Origin of the sequence: Streptomyces sp. JJ66 (assembly GCF_019303495.1) — a bacterium.
Taxonomy (GTDB): domain Bacteria; phylum Actinomycetota; class Actinomycetes; order Streptomycetales; family Streptomycetaceae; genus Streptomyces.
In genome coordinates, this window is the sequence record NZ_JAEVFI010000044.1 from 1 (window position 1) to 15,123 (window position 15,123).

A 15,123-nucleotide genomic window follows, 5' to 3' on the forward strand; every position below is an offset into this window, starting at 1 on the left:
GGGGTGGGCGGGGGTCACTGGGGGGTTCCGGCGGTGTGGGTGTGGGGGGTGGGGTGGGTGGGCTGGTCGGGTTGGTGGGTGGGGGCGCCGAAGGTGGTCCAGGCGGTGCGGTGGGGTACGGGCAGGACGGTGCGGCCGGTGGCGGCGTTGAGGATGGTGGCGGCGCGCCAGGCGCCGAGGGTGAGGTCGGGAGCGCCGACGCCGTGGGTGTGCATTTCGGCGTTTTGGACGTAGAGGGTGCCGGTGATGCGGGGGTCGAGGGCGACGCGGTAGTGGGCGTCGATCTGGTAGCGGCCGCGGGGGTCGAGGTCGATGAGGTCGAGCAGGGGGTCGAGGAGGGCGGGGCGTTGGGGGGTGTAGCCGGTGGCGGCGACGATGGCTTGGGTGTGGAGGGTGAATTCGGTGTTTTGCTGGCGGTGGTGGCAGGTGAGGCGGTAGCCGTTGTTTTCGGGGTGGGCGGCGGTGATTTCGACTCCGGGGTGGAGGTCGGCGCGGGGGCGGGTGCCGCCGATGGTGCGTTCGTAGAGTTCGTCGTGGATGTCGGCGAGGGTGGTGGCGCTGATGCCTTTGTAGAGTTGCCATTGCTGGCTGATGAGGTGGTCTCGGGTGGTGTCGGGGAGGTTGCGGAAGTAGTCGGTGTAGTCGGGGGTGAAGTGCTCTAGGCCGATCTTGGAGTACTCCATGGGGGCGAAGGCGGGGGTGCGGGCGAGCCAGCGGACGTGGGGTCCGCCGTGGCCGCCTCCGTCTTGGGTGCGTAGGAGGTCGAGGGTGACTTCGCCGCCGGATTGGCCGGCGCCGATGACGGTGACGTCGTCGAGTTGGGCGAGGGTGGTGCGGTGGGTGCGGTAGTCGGCGCTGTGCAGGATGCGGCCGTGGTGGGTGTCGGTGGCCAGGGGGGTGAGGGCGTGGGGCAGGGTGGGCTGGGTGCCGGTGCCCAGGACGACGTTTCGGGCGTGGTGGGTGTGGGTGGTGCCGTCGGTGGTGCGGTGGGTGACGGCGAAGGCGTCGGCGGTTTCGTCCCAGTGCAGGGCGGTGACGTGGGCGCCGAAGCGGGTGTTGGGGAGGTTGTCGGCTGCCCAGCGGCAGTAGTGGTCGTATTCGCGGCGGGGGATGAGGAACCGCTCGGAGAAGAAGAAGGGGAACATGCGCTGGTGGTGGCGCAGGTAGTTGAGGTAGGTCCAGGGGCTGGTGGGGTCGGCCATGGTGGCGAGGTCGGCGAGGAAGGGCACTTGGAGGGTGGTGCCTTCCATGAGCAGGCCGGGGTGCCAGGAGAAGGCGGGTTTGGCGTCGAGGAAGAGGGTGCGGAGGCCGGGGACGCTGTCGGCGAGTGCGGCTAGGGAGAGGTTGAAGGGGCCGATGCCGATGCCGATGAGGTCGTGGGTGGGGTGGGGGGTGTTCACGGCTTGGCCTCCGCGATGGGGTTGGGCAGGTCGATGTAGATGGACTGGGTGTGGACGTCGCCGACGAGTTCGTCGAGGCCGTCGGCGCAGGTGAGGTAGTTGCCTTTGCAGCGCAGGGTGGGGGCGTCCAGGAGGAGGTCGAGGAGGTCTTGGGCGCCGGGGTGGGTGGTGCGCAGGTGGGTGAGGTGGGTGTGGAGGGTGGCCAGGAGGTCGGTTTCGTCGGCGAGGTGGAGTGCGCCCATGGCGCCGATGAGGCCGAGGAGGTTGTTGATGCCGAGGTAGTAGGCGACGCGTTCGTTGACGAAGGTGTCGTCGAAGACGAGGCCGGTTTCGTGGGTGATGCCGGGGAGGAGGGTTTCGGCGTGGTCGGCGTGGGTGGCGGTGAGGTAGTAGCCCTGGCTGTCGCGGTACCAGCCGGCGCGGGGCAGGCCGTCGGGGCCGAGGGTGATCAGGGTGTTTTGGTGGTGGGGTTCGAGGGCGATGCCGTGGTGGGCGTGGAGGGCGATGAGGGGGGTGGCGAGGTGGTGGAGGTAGTGGGTGAGCCAGAGGTTGGCGGCTTGGGCGGTGGTGAGGGTGTGGGTGGTGGCGGTGCGGTGGACGGCGGCGGCGAGGGCGGCGCGGTGGGTGGGGGCGGTGCCGTCGCCGGGTCCGGTGCGTTCGGCCAGGAGTCCGGCGACGCACAGGGCGTCGGTTTCGCTGCCGTGGAAGGGGTTGTCGCGCAGGGCGGTTTCGAGGCCGGTTTCGGTGTCGTCGTCGGGGTGGCCGGCGGTGATCCAGGCGGGGTCGCGCAGGATGGTGAAGGTGGGGTGGTGGGCGGTGAGCCAGGCGCCGGGTCCGGCGTTGAGGAGGCGGGCGGCGCGGACGCCGAGGCGCATTTCGGCGCGCAGGTTGTTGCGCCGGGAGTTGGTGATGCGCATGCCCAGGGAGAGTTTGAGCTGGTGGGCGGCGTCGGGGCGGTGGACGGTGCGCAGGGAGGAGGTGGGGTGCCAGGGGTCGCCGTGGGGGCCGAGGGGGTGGAGGAGTCCGGCGTCGATGAGGGCGCGGACGGCGGGGCGGGTGAGGATGTCGCGGGCCTGCCAGGGGTGGGCGGGCAGGGGGAGGGTGCCGGGGGGCAGGGGCAGGTCGCGGGTGTAGGGGTGGAGGTGGTCGGCGGGGTGGGTGCCGGTGAGGGTTTCGCCGGTGACGATGTCGGGGTGGGCGGCGAACCAGTGGAGGGGGAAGGAGCCGCGCAGTTCGGGTGAGTAGGTGTCGAGTTCGGTGTGGGTGGCTTCTTCGCGGCTTTTGGGTGCGGGGTGGAAGGGGTGGCCGAGGAGGAGGGCTTGTTCGGCGTCGAGGAAGGGGGTGGGTGCGGTGGTGCCGGGGGGTTCGGCGCGGCGGGCGGTGAGGTGGGCGGCGGTGCGGTGGGCGGAGGTGAGGACGCGGGCGGCGGCGTCGGCGCCCAGGTGGGGGGGCTGGCCGCGGCCGAGGGTGGTTTCGCGGAGGGTGGCGGCGGCTACGAGCGCGGTGTCGGCGGGGGGTGCCGTTTCTCCGGCGGGCGCGGCCAGGGTGGCGGGGCCGAAGCGGTGCCAGCCGGTGGGTGAGTGGTGGCGGACGGGCACGGTGAGGGTGAGGCCGGTGGCGGGCAGGGTGAGGTGGAGGGGCTGTCCGGTGGGGGGTACGGGGGTGCCGGTTTCGCGGACGTAGGCGCGTAGCAGGGTTTCGGTGGCGGCGTGGTCGGCTGCTTGCCGGGGGTCGGGGTGGTCCAGTGGGTCGGGGCTGGGGGCGGTCATGGGAGCTGCTCCTTGGGGTGTGTCACAGCACGTGGCGTTCGGCTGGGGGGTGCCCGAGGAAGTGGGGCATGGCGAATTCCCAGCCGTAGGAGCCGGCGTTGGGGAAGACGACGAGGTCTCCGGCGCGGATGCGGCTGACGTGGATGTCGCGCAGCAGGGTGTCCTCGGGGGTGCACAGTTCGCCGACGACGGTCAGGGGGGCGTCTTCGGCGGTGGGGCGGGGTCCGTCGGCGTCGTTCCAGTTCTCGGTGGGCAGCACGGTGATGTTGTGGACGATGGCCCAGGAGGTGGGGAGCTGGAAGTGGTTGATGCCGCCGCGCAGCATGGCGTACCAGTGGCCGTAGGAGTTTTTGAGGTCGGTGACTTCGGCGGCGTACCAGCCGCAGTCGGCGACGAGGTAGCGGCCGGGTTCGAGGATGACGCGGGCGCCGGGGGGTGGGGGGGTGTCGGCGATGAGTTCGCCGAAGCGGGCGGTGTCGAAGGGTTTTTCGTCTTCGAAGGCGACGCCGATGCCGCCGCCGGTGTCGATGTGGCGCAGGTCGATGCCGCAGGCGGCGGCGGTGTCGGTGGCCCAGCGCACGCACCAGCGGACGTAGGCGGCGTGGGTGTCGGCGTCGAGGTTGCCGGAGGCGGCGTGGATGTGGAAGCCGGTGAGGTCGAGTGCGGGGAGGGTGCGGGCGGCGGCCAGGACGTCGGGGACGTCGGGTTCGGGTACGCCGAAGGCGGAGGGGACGCCGCCCATGGTGAGGGAGCCGGTGATGGGGATGTGGGCGGGGTTGACGCGCAGGGCGACGCGGGCGGTGGTGCCGAGCTCTTGTGCGATGCGGCTGATGCGGCGCAGTTCCAGCAGGGATTCGGCGTTGATGGTTTCGGCGCCGGCGGCGATCAGGTCGGTGAGGACGGCGACGGTTTTCGCCGGGCCGGCCGCGAGCACGGGCAGCGGCCCGCTCCCGGTGCCCGCCCCGGCCGGGGTGGTCAGCGCGGTGCGGGCGAGGGCCAGTTCGCTGCGGGAGGCGACCTCGAATCCGGCGACTTCTTCGGCTAGTGCGGCCAGCACCTGCGGGTGGGCGTTGGCTTTGACGGCGTAGTAGACGGCCGCCCACTGCGGCAGGGCGGTGCGCAGCTCGCGGGCGCGGGTGGCGGCGGTGGCCGGGTCGTAGAGGTAGGCCGCCAGGGGGGCGCGGTCGCGGGCGAGTTCCGTGAGCCGGGTGGTGACGCGCTCGGGGAGCCGGGTGAGCGGGTAGGCGGCGCGGTGCGCGGCGGAGGGCGGAAGCTCGATGGACACGGTGGTTCGCCTAGGTGTTGAAGGGGTGGGGAGGTGGGAGGGGGCCGGGGCCGGGTGTTAGCGCAGTGGTCCGACGACCATGGTGTGGCGGCGCCAGCCGGGGTAGGGCTCGACGGTGCCGACCTTGTGGAACCCGTATTTGGCGTACCGGTCCAGCATGACGTCGTTGCCGTCGGCGATGAGGGCGGCGGCGCGTTCCTCGGTGCGGTGGGCGAGGAACGCGGCGTGCAGCGCGAGGGCGATGCGGGTGCGCCGGTAGGGGCGGGTGACGAGCAGTTCGCACAGTCCGACGGTGCGGCCGGGGTGTTCGCGGACGAAGTCGGGTCCCGGGTCGGGGGTCAGGCCCTCCCACCAGAGGCTGTCGGTGGGCAGCGTGTAGCCGTAGAGGTATCCGGCGAGGGTGTCCCCGGCGTGGGCGGCGACCAGGGAGAAGCCGGGTCGGGTGGCGTGCCGGGTGAGGCGTTCGGTGATGGGCGGGTCGCAGTGGTCGGCGAGGTCGATGGCGTGGGAGTAGACCTCTTCGTAGGCGCGGGCCCAGGGGTGGGGGTCGGCGATGATGTCGGCGCCGGTGTGGTGGGTGATGCGGACGTCGGCGGGGAGCTGGTCGGCTATGGATCTGGACGCATCGGCGGTGGTGACGCTCATGGTTCCTCCCGGGGCGGCTCGGCACGGTGCCGTGGGCGCGCGGCGCGCGGGACCCACGGACACGGTGAGTTAGGTGAGCCTAAGTTAATTGACGTGGGCGGTGCTTTCCAACCGGGCCTGTGCTGGGAGCGGCACCACGGTGCCCGGAGAGGTGCCGGGGGAGGTGCCCGGGGAGGTGGCGAGTTCGGCGTGGTCGGTGACGAGTTTCAGCAGTTCGTCGAGGTCGGCGGCGGCGGTCTGCGGGTGCAGCAGCGTCGCCTTGAGCCACAGCCGCCCGGTGCCGTCGGCGTCGGGGGCCTTGGCCCGGCCGAGCACGGCGCGTCCGTCGTGCAGGAGGTCGCGGCGGATGGCGGCGACGAGGTGGTCGCCCGCTTCGCGCGGGAGCCGGTCGGCGGCCAGCGGCCGGAACAGCACGGTGGAGATGCCGATGTCGCCGGGGCGGCGGCGCAGCAGCGGGTGGGCGTCGATGGCGTGGGCGAAGCGGCGGGCGGTGTGCACGCAGTGTTCGACGGTGCGGCCGAGTCCGGCGCGGCCCAGGGCGCGCAGGGTGACGGCGATCTTCAGCGCGTCCGGGCGGCGGGAGGTCCGCACGGAGCGGCCGAGCAGGTCGGGCAGTCCGGCCTCGGTGTCGTCGTCGGCGTTGAGGTAGTCGGCGCGCAGCGAGAGCGCGTTCAGCGCGGTGGTGTCGGGCACGGCCAGGACTCCGGCGGCGACGGGCTGCCAGCCGAGCTTGTGCAGGTCGAAGGTGACGGAGTCGGCGTGTTCGATGCCGCGCAGCTGTGGGGCGAGGGTGTCGGAGAACAGCAGCGGCCCGCCGTAGGCGGCGTCAACGTGGAATTCGGCGCCGTGCAGGCGGGCGACGCGGGCGAGTTCGGGCAGCGGGTCGATGAGACCTTCGTCGGTGGTGCCCGCGGTGGCGACGACCAGGGCGCGGGTGGTGCCTTCGCTGGCTTCGGTGAGTTCGGCGAGCGCGGTGTCCAGCGCGGCGGGGTCCATGCGGCCGTCGGGGCAGGGGATCGCGCGCGGGGCGGGCAGGCCGAGCATCCACGCGGCGCGGTGCACGCTGTGGTGGGCGTTCGCGCCGCACAGCACCTGCAACGGGCCGCGGGCTGTGGCGCGTTCGCGGCCCAGGAGCAGGGCGACGAGGTTGGATTCGGTGCCGCCGCTGGTGATGAGCGCGTCGGGGCGGGCTTCGGCGGGGAAGACGAGCCGGGCGAGCGCGCCGGTGACCTCTTCTTCCACGACGGCGGCGGCCGGGGCCTGGTCCCAGGAGTCCATGGACGGGTTGAGGGCGGACGCGGCGAGGTCGGCGGCGGCGGCGACGGCCAGCGGCGGGCAGTGCAGGTGCGCGACGCAGTGCGTCTCGCCGGGGTCGGCGGCGCCCTGCGCGGTGGCGCGCACGGTGTCGTAGAGGGCGTCGTGGGCGCCGACGCCTTCGGCGGGCAGCACGGGGTGGATGAGCTGCCGGGTGCGGGTGGTGACGGCGTCGGGGCCGCCGGCGGGCAGCGGTCCCCCGCGTGCGGCGGCGCCGTCGGCGAGCGCGTCGAGGGCGACGGCGGTCAGGGCGCGCAGGGCGCGCGGGTCGCCGGGTCCGGCGGCGACGGCGGTGTCGGGGTGGTGGCTCATGCGGCGTGCTCCACGTCGGTGAGGGTGGCGGCGGCGTCCGTGCACGGGGCGGTGGCCGCGTCACACGGCCCAGACCAAACTTAGGTTAGCCTAACCTTTAATGTGCTCGGTACGGGGGCTCCCGGAACACGGCACCAGCCGCACGTCCGACTCCGTGCTGTGGAACGCCGGTTGTCCGCACGGGTTACGCCCGCACACCCCTCACGCGCCCCCTCGCCCTGCGCCCACTGAGCGCGGCGGGCGGGACCGGGCGCCGGTCGGACGCGTTCAGCGCGCCGTGGCCTGCTGGTGGCGGCTGAGCGGAACGACCAGCGGCGCCCCGGTCTCCTCGTCCCGCCGCACCCGGGCCCGCAGCCCGAACACCTCGCGCAGCAGTTCCTCCGTCAGCACCTCGCCCGGGGTGCCGCTGGCGGCGACGCGGCCGTCCTTCATGGCGACGAGCCGGTCGGCGTAGCGGGCGGCCAGCGACAGGTCGTGCAGCACGAGCACGACGGTGCGGCCGGTGTCCTGGTGCAGGTCGCGCACCAGGTCCAGCACCTCGATCTGGTGGGCGAGGTCGAGGTGGTTGGTGGGTTCGTCCAGCAGCAAAAGCTCGGTGTCCTGGGCCAGCGCCATCGCGATCCACGCCCGCTGCCGCTGGCCGCCGGAGAGTTCGTCCAGGGTGCGTTCGGCCAGCTCGTAGGTGCCCGTCGCGCGCAGCGCCCGCGCCACCACCTCCTCGTCGTGCGCGGACCAGCGCCGGTACCAGCTCTGGTGCGGGTGCCGCCCGCGCGCCACCAGGTCGGCGACGCTGAGCCCCTCCGGCGCGATCGGCGACTGCGGCAGCAGCCCGACCTTCGCCGCGACCGCCCGCGTCGGCAGCCGGTGGACGGGCTGTCCGTCCAGCAGCACCTGCCCGCCGCGCGGTTTCATCAGCCGTCCGAAAGCGCGCAGCAGCGTGGACTTGCCGCAGCCGTTGGGGCCGATGACGGCGGTGACCGTGCCGTCGGGGATGTCCAGGTCCAGCTCGTGGACGACGGCGCGCTCGCCGTAACCCAGGGTCAGCCGCTGCGCGCGCAGCCGCACGGCCGGGCGGGTACCGGCGGGGTGGCCGGTCTCGGCCCCGGTCTGGGCGGCCCCTGCGGAGGCGGGTGCGGTGTGCGTCATCAGGTGCGGGCCTTTCCACTGCGGACGAGCAGGTACAGCAGGTAGGGGGCGCCCAGCGCGGCGGTGAGGATGCCGACGGGCAGCTCGATGTCGCCGAACGCGGTGCGGCCGAGGACGTCGGCCCACACGGTGACGGTGGCGCCCAGCAGCGCGGACGCCAGCAGCGGCGGCTGCCCGGTGCGCAGCAGCCGCAGCGCCAGTTGCGGGCTGGCCAGCGCGACGAAGGTGATGGGACCGGCGGCGGCGGTCGCGGTGGCGGCGAGCAGCACGGCGGTCAGCAGCAGCGCGACGCGCGAGCCGGTCATCCGCACGCCCAGGCCGCGCGCGGTGTCCTCGTCGAAGGCGAGCGCGCCGAACTGGAAGGAGAGCATGAGCGCGGCGGGCAGCAGGACCACCAGCGCCCAGCCCGCCGGGGCGGCGATGCTCCAGTTGGCGGCGTTCAGGCTCCCGTTGAGCCAGATCAGCGCCCGTCCGGCGTCCACAATGTCGGCCTTGACCAGCAGCCAGGACAGCACGGAGGTGAGCGCGGCGTTGACGCCGACGCCGACCAGCAGCACCCGGTAGCCGCTGATGCCGCGCCGCACCGCGAGCAGGTAGACGGCGAGCGCGGCCAGCAGCGCGCCCAGCACGGCCGCGCCGGGCACGCCGATGTCGGCCATCACTCCGCTGACGGAGCCGTAGGCGCCGCCGAAGACGATGACGCTCACCGCGCCCACGCCCGCGCCCGCGGTGATGCCCAGAATGTCGGGGCTGGCCAGCGGGTTGCGGGCGATGCCCTGCAAGATCGCCCCGGCCAGCCCGAGTGAGCCGCCGACCAGCAGGCCCACCACGGCGCGCGGCAGCCGCAGCTCCCACACCACCAGCTGTGCGGTGTCCGTACCGCCGCCGAAGAGTGCGGTGAGGACCTCGCCGGGGCTGAGCGCGACGTCGCCGCGTGCGGTGCTGGCGACGACGGCGGCGATCAGCGCGGCGGCCATGACCAGCGGCACGAGGACGGTGCGCGGGCGCCACACCGCCGAGACGCCGCCCAGGCGCACGGGGGTGCGGCCGGGTACGCGGGACACCTGACTGCCTTCCGTTTCTGTGCGGGCCGCCGCGCCCGTGGCTGTGGGCGCGGTCACAGCCGCACCGGCTTCGCGCGGCGGACGAGGTAGATGAACACCGGCGCCCCGATGAGCGCCAGCATGATGCCCACTTGCAGTTCGCCGGGCCGGGCCACCACGCGGCCCAGCACGTCGGCCAGCAGGACCAGCGAGCCGCCGAGCAGCCCGGCGTAGGCGAGGGTCCAGCGGTAGTCGGGGCCGGTGAAGTAGCGCGCGATGTGGGTGGCGACGAGTCCGACGAACCCGATCGGCCCGCAGGCGGCGACGGCCGCGCCGGTGAGCAGGGTGATGGCGGCCATGCCGACGGTGCGCGTCACCCCGAGCCGTACGCCGAGGCCGCGGGCGACGTCCTCACCGAGGGAGAGCGCGTTCAGGCCGGGCGCGTTAAAGGCGGCGAGCAGCAGTCCGGCGACGATGAACGGCAGCAGTTGCACGGTGAAGTCCAGCGGGCGGCCATTGACGGCGCCGACCATCCAGAAGCGGTAGGTGTCCAGCGCCTGCCGGTCGAAGATGACCATGCCGGCGGTCAGCGCGGTGAACAGCGCGTGCGCGGCGGCCCCGGCGAGCGCGAGCGTCACCGGCGTCGCGCCGCCGCGAGCCAGGGAGCCGACGGTGTGCACCAGCAGCGCGGCCATCAGCGCGCCGGCGAAGGCGAACCACACGTAGCCGTAGAGGCTGGTGATGCCCAGCAGGAACACCGCGCCCACGACCCACATGCCCGCGCCCGCGCTCAGCCCGAGGATCACCGGGTCGGCGATGGGGTTGCGGGTGTGACCTTGCATCAGCGCGCCCGCGACGCCGAGCGCGATCCCGGCGACGAGGGCGAGCACGGTGCGCGGCAGCCGCAGCGAGCCGACGATGATGTCGGCCTCGGCCCCCGCCGGGCTCCACAGCCCGTGCCACACCTGACCCAGGGTCAGCGCCTTGGACCCGAACGCGATGGAGGCCAGCACGGCGAGGCACAGCAGGCCGAGCAGGACCACCAGCCCTGCCCAGCGTCGTCCGTCCCGCCCTGCCGCGAACGGGCCTCGCCGCCTGGTCCGCGGTGGCGCAGATAGCGCTTCGATCACGATCTCCTTCGCCGGCACCATGTTGTAGGTTAGGCGAGCCTATCCTTACAGCGCACCCCCCGTGAACGAAGGGACCCCCTGATGAGAGCCCGTTGGCTCACTCGCATCGGCCGTTCTGTCGGCGCCGTCACCGTCGCCCTCGGCCTGTTCGCCACCGCCGCCTGCTCCAGCGGATCGGACCAGGATACGGACGACAAGGGCGACACGTCCCCGGCCGCCTCCGACGCGGCCTTCCCCCGTACCGTCGAGCACGCCATGGGCGAGACGGAGATCAAGAAGGCGCCCCAGCGGGTCGTCGCCCTCGACATGACGTTCGTGGACGCGACGCTGGCCCTTCAGACCGAGGTCGTCGGTTACACCACACTGACCGGCCCCGAGGAGAAGCTTTCCCCGCACTTCGGCGAGGACGCCAAGAAGTACGGCGGCGAGGCCCAGGAGGTCGGCACGCTCGACGAGCCGAGCCTGGAGAAGATCACCGCCCTGAAGCCGGACGTCATCCTGTCCGCGAAGGTCCGGCACGAAAAGCTCTACCAGCAGCTTTCCCAGATCGCCCCGACCGTGTTCTCCGAGGACACCGGCGCGACCTGGAAGGACAACCTGCGCCTGACCGGTGAGGCCCTGGGCAAGGAAGACCTCGCCAAGGAGAAGATCACCGCCTTCGAGGGCCGCGCCACCGCGATCGGTGACGCCGTGCGCGAGCAGGAGGGCGGCAACCCGACCGTCTCCGTGGTGCGCTTCGTGGACGGCCCCACCCGCCTGTACAAGGAGGACACCTACATCGGTGTCATCATGAACGACCTCGGCTTCGACAAGCCGAAGGACGCCCAGGGCACCGGCTTCAACGCCGACATCTCCGAGGAGCAGATCGCCAAGATCGACGCCGACGACATCTTCGTCAGCGCCTACCCCGACCCCGCGGGTGCCTCGGAGAAGAGCAAGGACACGTACATGTCCAACCCGCTGTGGGGCGAGCTGGAGGGCGACATTCACGAGGTGAGTGACATCACCTGGATGATCGCCGTCGGCCTCTACGGCGCGAACTCGGTCTTGGACGACGTCGCCGACACCTACGGCGTGGACCAGGCCCGCGCGTAACCCTCGCCGCTGGCGGCAGGCCCCTGGCCCCGCCGGAACGCAGGACGGGCTCAACCCGGTTGAGCCCGTCCTGGGCCGTCTCCCCGCAATAGCCGGGAAAGCCCGGCGCCGGCAAACGAGGCTTGACGCCCGGGAAACGGTGACAGGGCGGGGGTGGGGCCGCCTCACCGCTGGCGCGGGCACCCCGCACACAGCGGCTGCCCCTCAAACGTGTAGTACAGGCAACAGTTGAGCCGCGTCCGGCAGCCCGCGTCGCCGTCGGTGAGCGGGAAACCCGCCGCCCCGGCGAACGGCGGCGTATCGCCCGGCAGCAGCAGATTCGCCGCCGCCGCTGCCCCCGCGCGGTCGCCCAGGAGATCGCCCAGATACCCCAGGCCGTCGGCCAGTTCGTCCGTCGCCACGCCCCACAGCCCGCGCGGCCCGCGCCGCAGCAGCGGCCCGAACGCCGCCAGCACCGGCGCCAGGTGTGCGGCGACGGCGGACCGCAGCTCCGCGCGCAGGGCCTGCGCGTCGGGGACCACCCGCACCCCGGGTACCGAGGCGGCCGGATCGCCTGGCAGGCAGCTCACCGCGTGCGGGGCGAGCGTCAGCAGACCGCGCCCCTCGTGGTAGCCGACGCCGCCCGGCGCCAGCTGTGGCACGCGCTGTTCCAGGTACCACGGTGCGCTCATGGCCAGGGAGGCGATGAACGCGTACTGGTGCAGAACCTCCAGTGCCGCCACGTCACGGCGCGGTGCGGCGCCCTTCGCCGCCCGCATCCGCTCACCCTGCCGGGACACCAGCTGCTCGCGGAGCGCGGCGTCCTGTGCGAGTGCCTGCCCGGTCAGCCACCCCTCCCCCGCCACCGGTGTGGTGGTGATCCGCAGCAGCGGGAAGCCCGCGCCGAAGCGCGCGTACACCTCGGCCACGAGCGCATCGAAACCGGACGGCGCGCCCGGGCCGGTCGGCGCGCCGGAGCCAGAGAGCGCGCCCGGCACGGACGGCGGTGCGGCGGTGGTGGTGGACACGGGCACCCCTTCTCCCAACGGTCAGGTAAGCCTCACCTTAGGGCCATAGGGGTGCCCGGGAACAGCCCGGTTATCCGGCCACCGCGCCCCCGGCGGCCCGCTCCCGCACGCGCAGCGCGCGCCGCAGGTCGTCCAGCTGGTCGGCGAGCGGCCGGCGCAGAGCGGGCAGCACGTCCGGGCGCGCCAGGCACCGCTCCCCCAGCTCCAGCACGGCGGGCTCGGCCAGCACGCGCGGAAAGGCGTCCACGGCGGCGAAGTGGGCGAGGGAGGGCCCGCGCCGGGCGGCCAGTTCGACGGCGGCGGCAAAGTACCGCTCGGCGTAGGGCCGGACCAGCTCAGCGTGTTCGGCGGGCCAAAAGCCCTGCGCGGTCGCGGCGAACAGGTAGTTGGACAGCTCGTCGGCCGGGCTGAACAGCGCGTCCCAGGCGGCGGCCTTGGCCTGCGGCGTGGGCAGCGCGGCGCGGCAGCGGGCGGCGCCCTCCCGGCCGGTGGCGCTGGTGTCGCGGGCCGCCTCCGCACCGATCTCGGCCTCGCCGACGGCGCCGAGCACCGCGAGCCGGTGCAGCAGGCGCCAGCGCAGCTCCGGGTCGAGCGCCGGGCCGCCGGGCACGGTGTCGGCGGCCAGCCAGCGGGCCGGTTCGGCGGCGTCGGTGGCGCAGGCGATCGCGGCCCGCACCGCCGTCAGCCGCAAGCCGGGGTCGGCGCCCTCGCCGGTCTTGTCGAGCAGTTCGCGGCACACGGCCTGGAGTGTGGCGAGCGCGCCGGGCCGGGCGGCGGCGGGCAGCAGCCGGTCGGCGATCTCGGTGCGGGCGAAGGCGAGGACGGTCTGCGTGATGGCGCCGTCCGTCTCGTGGGGCAGGTGGGCGCGGACGGTCTCCAGGTAGGCGGCCGGGGCCAGTTCGCCGTCGCGCACCATGTCGCGGGCGGCGTTCCACACCACCGCGCGGGACAGCGCGTGGGGCAGCCCGGACAGCGCGGCGCTGACGGTCTCCCAGGAGGCGGGATCGAGCCGGACCTTGGCGTAGGTGAGGTCACCGTCGTTGAGGAGGACGAGGTCGGGACGCGGCCCGGGCACGGTGAGCGTGATGGTGCACGGTTCCTGCGGCACGTCGGCGTGCACGGCGGGGCGCGGCACCAGCTGGCCCGGTTCGGCCTCGGCCCGGTCGTACAGGCCCACGCGCACCCGGTGCGGCCGGGTGCCCTCGTGCCGGATCGCCAGCTGGACGGCGCCGGTGCCGCCCGCTTCGGTGCCGACCGTGATCCGCGGGGTGAGGGTGTCCACGCCGGTGGTGCGCAGCCAGTGCCGGGCCCAGCCGTGCACGTCCTGGTCGGAGGCGCCCGCCAGGGAGTCGAGGAAGTCGGCGAGGGTGGCGTTGGCGAAGCGGTGGGCGGCGAAGTGGGCGTTGATGCCGGCGAGGAAGGCGTCGCGGCCGAGCCAGGTGACGAGCTGGCGCAGCGCGGAGGCGCCCTTGGCGTAGGAGATGCCGTCGAAGTTCAGCCGGGCGGACGCGGTGTCGGGCACGGCCTCGGGGTCGGGCGCGACGGGGTGGGTGGAGGGGCGCTGGTCGGCGTCGTAGCCCCAGGACTTGCGGGCGATGGCGAAGTCCGTCCAGGTGTCGCTCCAGCGGGTGGACTCGGCGAGCACCTGATAGCCCATGTACTCGGCGAAGGACTCGTTCAGCCAGATGTCGTCCCACCAGCGCAGGGTGACCAGGTCGCCGAACCACATGTGGGCCATCTCGTGGGCGATGACCATGCCGCGCGTGAGGCGCTGGCCGTCGGTGACGGCGGAGCGGAAGACGAACTCGTCCCGGAAGGTGACCAGGCCCGGGTTCTCCATGGCGCCGGAGTTGAACTCGGGCACGAACGCCTGGTCGTAGGAGTCGAACGGGTAGGGCTCGTCGAAGATCTCGTGGTAGCGGTCGAAGCACCGCCGGGTGATGTCGAACAGCTCCTCGGCGTCGGCGTCCAGGTGCTCGGCCAGTGACTGGCGCACGTGCAGCCCGAACGGCAGACCCGCGTGCTCGGTGCGCACCGAGTGGTAGGGCCCGGCGGCGACGGCCATGAGGTAGGTGCTGATCGGCGGCGTCGTCGCGCACTGCCAGCGGGTGGGGTGGGCCGCGTCCCGGGTGGTGACGCCGTTGCCGAGCACGGTCCACTCCGTGGGCGCGGTGACCGTGACGGCGAACTCGGCCTTGAGGTCGGGCTGGTCGAAGCAGGCGAAGACCAGCGGCGCGTCCGACTGGCAGCACATGGTGTAGAGGTAGACGCGTCCGTCGGCCGGGTCGGTGAAGCGGTGCATGCCCTCGCCGGTGTGCGAGTACGGCATGTCGGCGCTGACGCGCAGCTCGTGCTCCCCCGGGGTGAGCCCGGTGAGCGCCAGGCGCCCGTCGGCGTACGCCTGCTCGGGCAGCGGCTGTCCGTCCAGCTCGGCGCGGTGCAGCGTGACGGGACGCACCTCGGCGAAGGTGTCCCCCGCCTCGCGGGTGGTGAAGCGCACGGTGGTGGTGGACCCGAACACCTCCTCGCCCCGGGTGAGGTCGAGGTCGATGGTGTAGCGGTGGACGTCCAGCAGGGCGGCTCGGGCGTGCGCTTCGTCGCGCGTCAGTGGGGACATGCGCCCATCGTGCCGCATGCCGCCCCGACCGTGCCGCGTTCCCCGGCTACGCGGGGCACGGGCACCGGTCGCTGGGCGCGCCCGCGTCATCGCCCGCCGCCTCCTGCCGCCAGCGTCCGCACCCCGAGTTCCCGGGCGGGGCCGTCACCAGCTGGTGGGAACGGCCCGTTCAGCACCGGGGCGGGGCGTCCGCTCCGCTTCTCCGCGAACGCGGAGGCTGCGGCTCCCACCAGCCCGGCCGCGCTATCCTGCGCCCCGTTCAGCGCAACCAACGTCAGGCGTGCTCGCCCTGTAACTCGTGGCACAGGCAGTCGCACCAGCCCCGCACCGCGACCCTCCCGCCGATGCGCTTCTCGAACG

General features: G+C 73.4%; 11 protein-coding genes. 1 reads left to right on the top strand and 10 read right to left on the bottom strand.

What is annotated here, in order from left to right; genetic code table 11:
• Nucleotides 1–14: 14 nt before the first annotated feature.
• From JJV70_RS21505 to JJV70_RS21540, 8 genes are all read right to left on the bottom strand, one after another.
• Nucleotides 15–1,400, bottom strand: a complete 1,386-nt coding sequence (locus tag JJV70_RS21505; protein WP_219049700.1) for a lysine N(6)-hydroxylase/L-ornithine N(5)-oxygenase family protein — start codon at nucleotides 1,398–1,400, stop codon at nucleotides 15–17.
• The gene (locus JJV70_RS23325) at nucleotides 1,397–3,169 is read right to left on the bottom strand and encodes an IucA/IucC family siderophore biosynthesis protein (RefSeq protein WP_219049701.1); all 1,773 of its coding nucleotides are present in this window, start codon (nucleotides 3,167–3,169) and stop codon (nucleotides 1,397–1,399) included. The genes JJV70_RS21505 and JJV70_RS23325 overlap by 4 nt, the downstream gene beginning before the upstream one ends.
• Nucleotides 3,170–3,191: 22 nt before the next feature.
• The gene (locus tag JJV70_RS21515; protein WP_219049702.1) at nucleotides 3,192–4,454 is read right to left on the bottom strand and encodes an alanine racemase; all 1,263 of its coding nucleotides are present in this window, start codon (nucleotides 4,452–4,454) and stop codon (nucleotides 3,192–3,194) included.
• Between the two features lie 57 nt (nucleotides 4,455–4,511).
• Nucleotides 4,512–5,099 carry a hypothetical protein gene (locus tag JJV70_RS21520; RefSeq protein WP_219049703.1) on the bottom strand — a complete coding sequence of 196 codons (588 nt, stop codon included), beginning with the start codon at nucleotides 5,097–5,099 and terminating at the stop codon, nucleotides 4,512–4,514.
• An 84-nt stretch (nucleotides 5,100–5,183) separates the two neighbouring features.
• A complete protein-coding gene (locus JJV70_RS21525; protein WP_219049704.1) occupies nucleotides 5,184–6,725 on the bottom strand; it encodes a pyridoxal-dependent decarboxylase in 1,542 nt (513 codons plus the stop codon).
• Nucleotides 6,726–6,992: 267 nt separating this feature from the next.
• Nucleotides 6,993–7,871: an ABC transporter ATP-binding protein gene (locus JJV70_RS21530; protein WP_219049705.1), complete on the bottom strand. Its 879-nt coding sequence runs from the start codon at nucleotides 7,869–7,871 to the stop codon at nucleotides 6,993–6,995.
• On the bottom strand, nucleotides 7,871–8,935 hold the full coding sequence (locus tag JJV70_RS21535; protein WP_219049706.1) for an iron chelate uptake ABC transporter family permease subunit: 1,065 nt from the start codon (nucleotides 8,933–8,935) through the stop codon (nucleotides 7,871–7,873). The genes JJV70_RS21530 and JJV70_RS21535 overlap by 1 nt, the downstream gene beginning before the upstream one ends.
• A gap of 53 nt (nucleotides 8,936–8,988) precedes the next feature.
• A complete protein-coding gene (locus JJV70_RS21540; RefSeq protein ID WP_308294949.1) occupies nucleotides 8,989–9,957 on the bottom strand; it encodes an iron ABC transporter permease in 969 nt (322 codons plus the stop codon).
• A gap of 168 nt (nucleotides 9,958–10,125) precedes the next feature.
• Between JJV70_RS21540 and JJV70_RS21545 the strand changes: the two genes are divergently transcribed.
• On the top strand, nucleotides 10,126–11,139 hold the full coding sequence (locus tag JJV70_RS21545) for an ABC transporter substrate-binding protein (protein ID WP_219049708.1): 1,014 nt from the start codon (nucleotides 10,126–10,128) through the stop codon (nucleotides 11,137–11,139).
• Between the two features lie 164 nt (nucleotides 11,140–11,303).
• Here the strand turns inward: JJV70_RS21545 and JJV70_RS21550 are convergent, their stop codons facing one another.
• Together JJV70_RS21550 and pepN are read right to left on the bottom strand one after the other, a co-directional pair.
• Nucleotides 11,304–12,146: a (2Fe-2S)-binding protein gene (locus JJV70_RS21550; RefSeq protein WP_219049709.1), complete on the bottom strand. Its 843-nt coding sequence runs from the start codon at nucleotides 12,144–12,146 to the stop codon at nucleotides 11,304–11,306.
• A gap of 70 nt (nucleotides 12,147–12,216) precedes the next feature.
• The gene (gene pepN / locus JJV70_RS21555; RefSeq protein ID WP_219049710.1) at nucleotides 12,217–14,763 is read right to left on the bottom strand and encodes an aminopeptidase N; all 2,547 of its coding nucleotides are present in this window, start codon (nucleotides 14,761–14,763) and stop codon (nucleotides 12,217–12,219) included.
• Between the last annotated feature and the right edge of the window lie 360 nt (nucleotides 14,764–15,123).

Coding starts and splice junctions, on each gene's coding strand:
- JJV70_RS23325 (WP_219049701.1), bottom strand. CDS start 3,169: ATGACCGCCCCCAGCCCCGACCCACTGGACCACCCCGACCCCCGGCAA.
- JJV70_RS21525 (WP_219049704.1), bottom strand. CDS start 6,725: ATGAGCCACCACCCCGACACCGCCGTCGCCGCCGGACCCGGCGACCCG.
- JJV70_RS21545 (WP_219049708.1), top strand. CDS start 10,126: ATGAGAGCCCGTTGGCTCACTCGCATCGGCCGTTCTGTCGGCGCCGTC.
- JJV70_RS21530 (WP_219049705.1), bottom strand. CDS start 7,871: ATGACGCACACCGCACCCGCCTCCGCAGGGGCCGCCCAGACCGGGGCC.
- pepN (WP_219049710.1), bottom strand. CDS start 14,763: ATGTCCCCACTGACGCGCGACGAAGCGCACGCCCGAGCCGCCCTGCTG.
- JJV70_RS21520 (WP_219049703.1), bottom strand. CDS start 5,099: ATGAGCGTCACCACCGCCGATGCGTCCAGATCCATAGCCGACCAGCTC.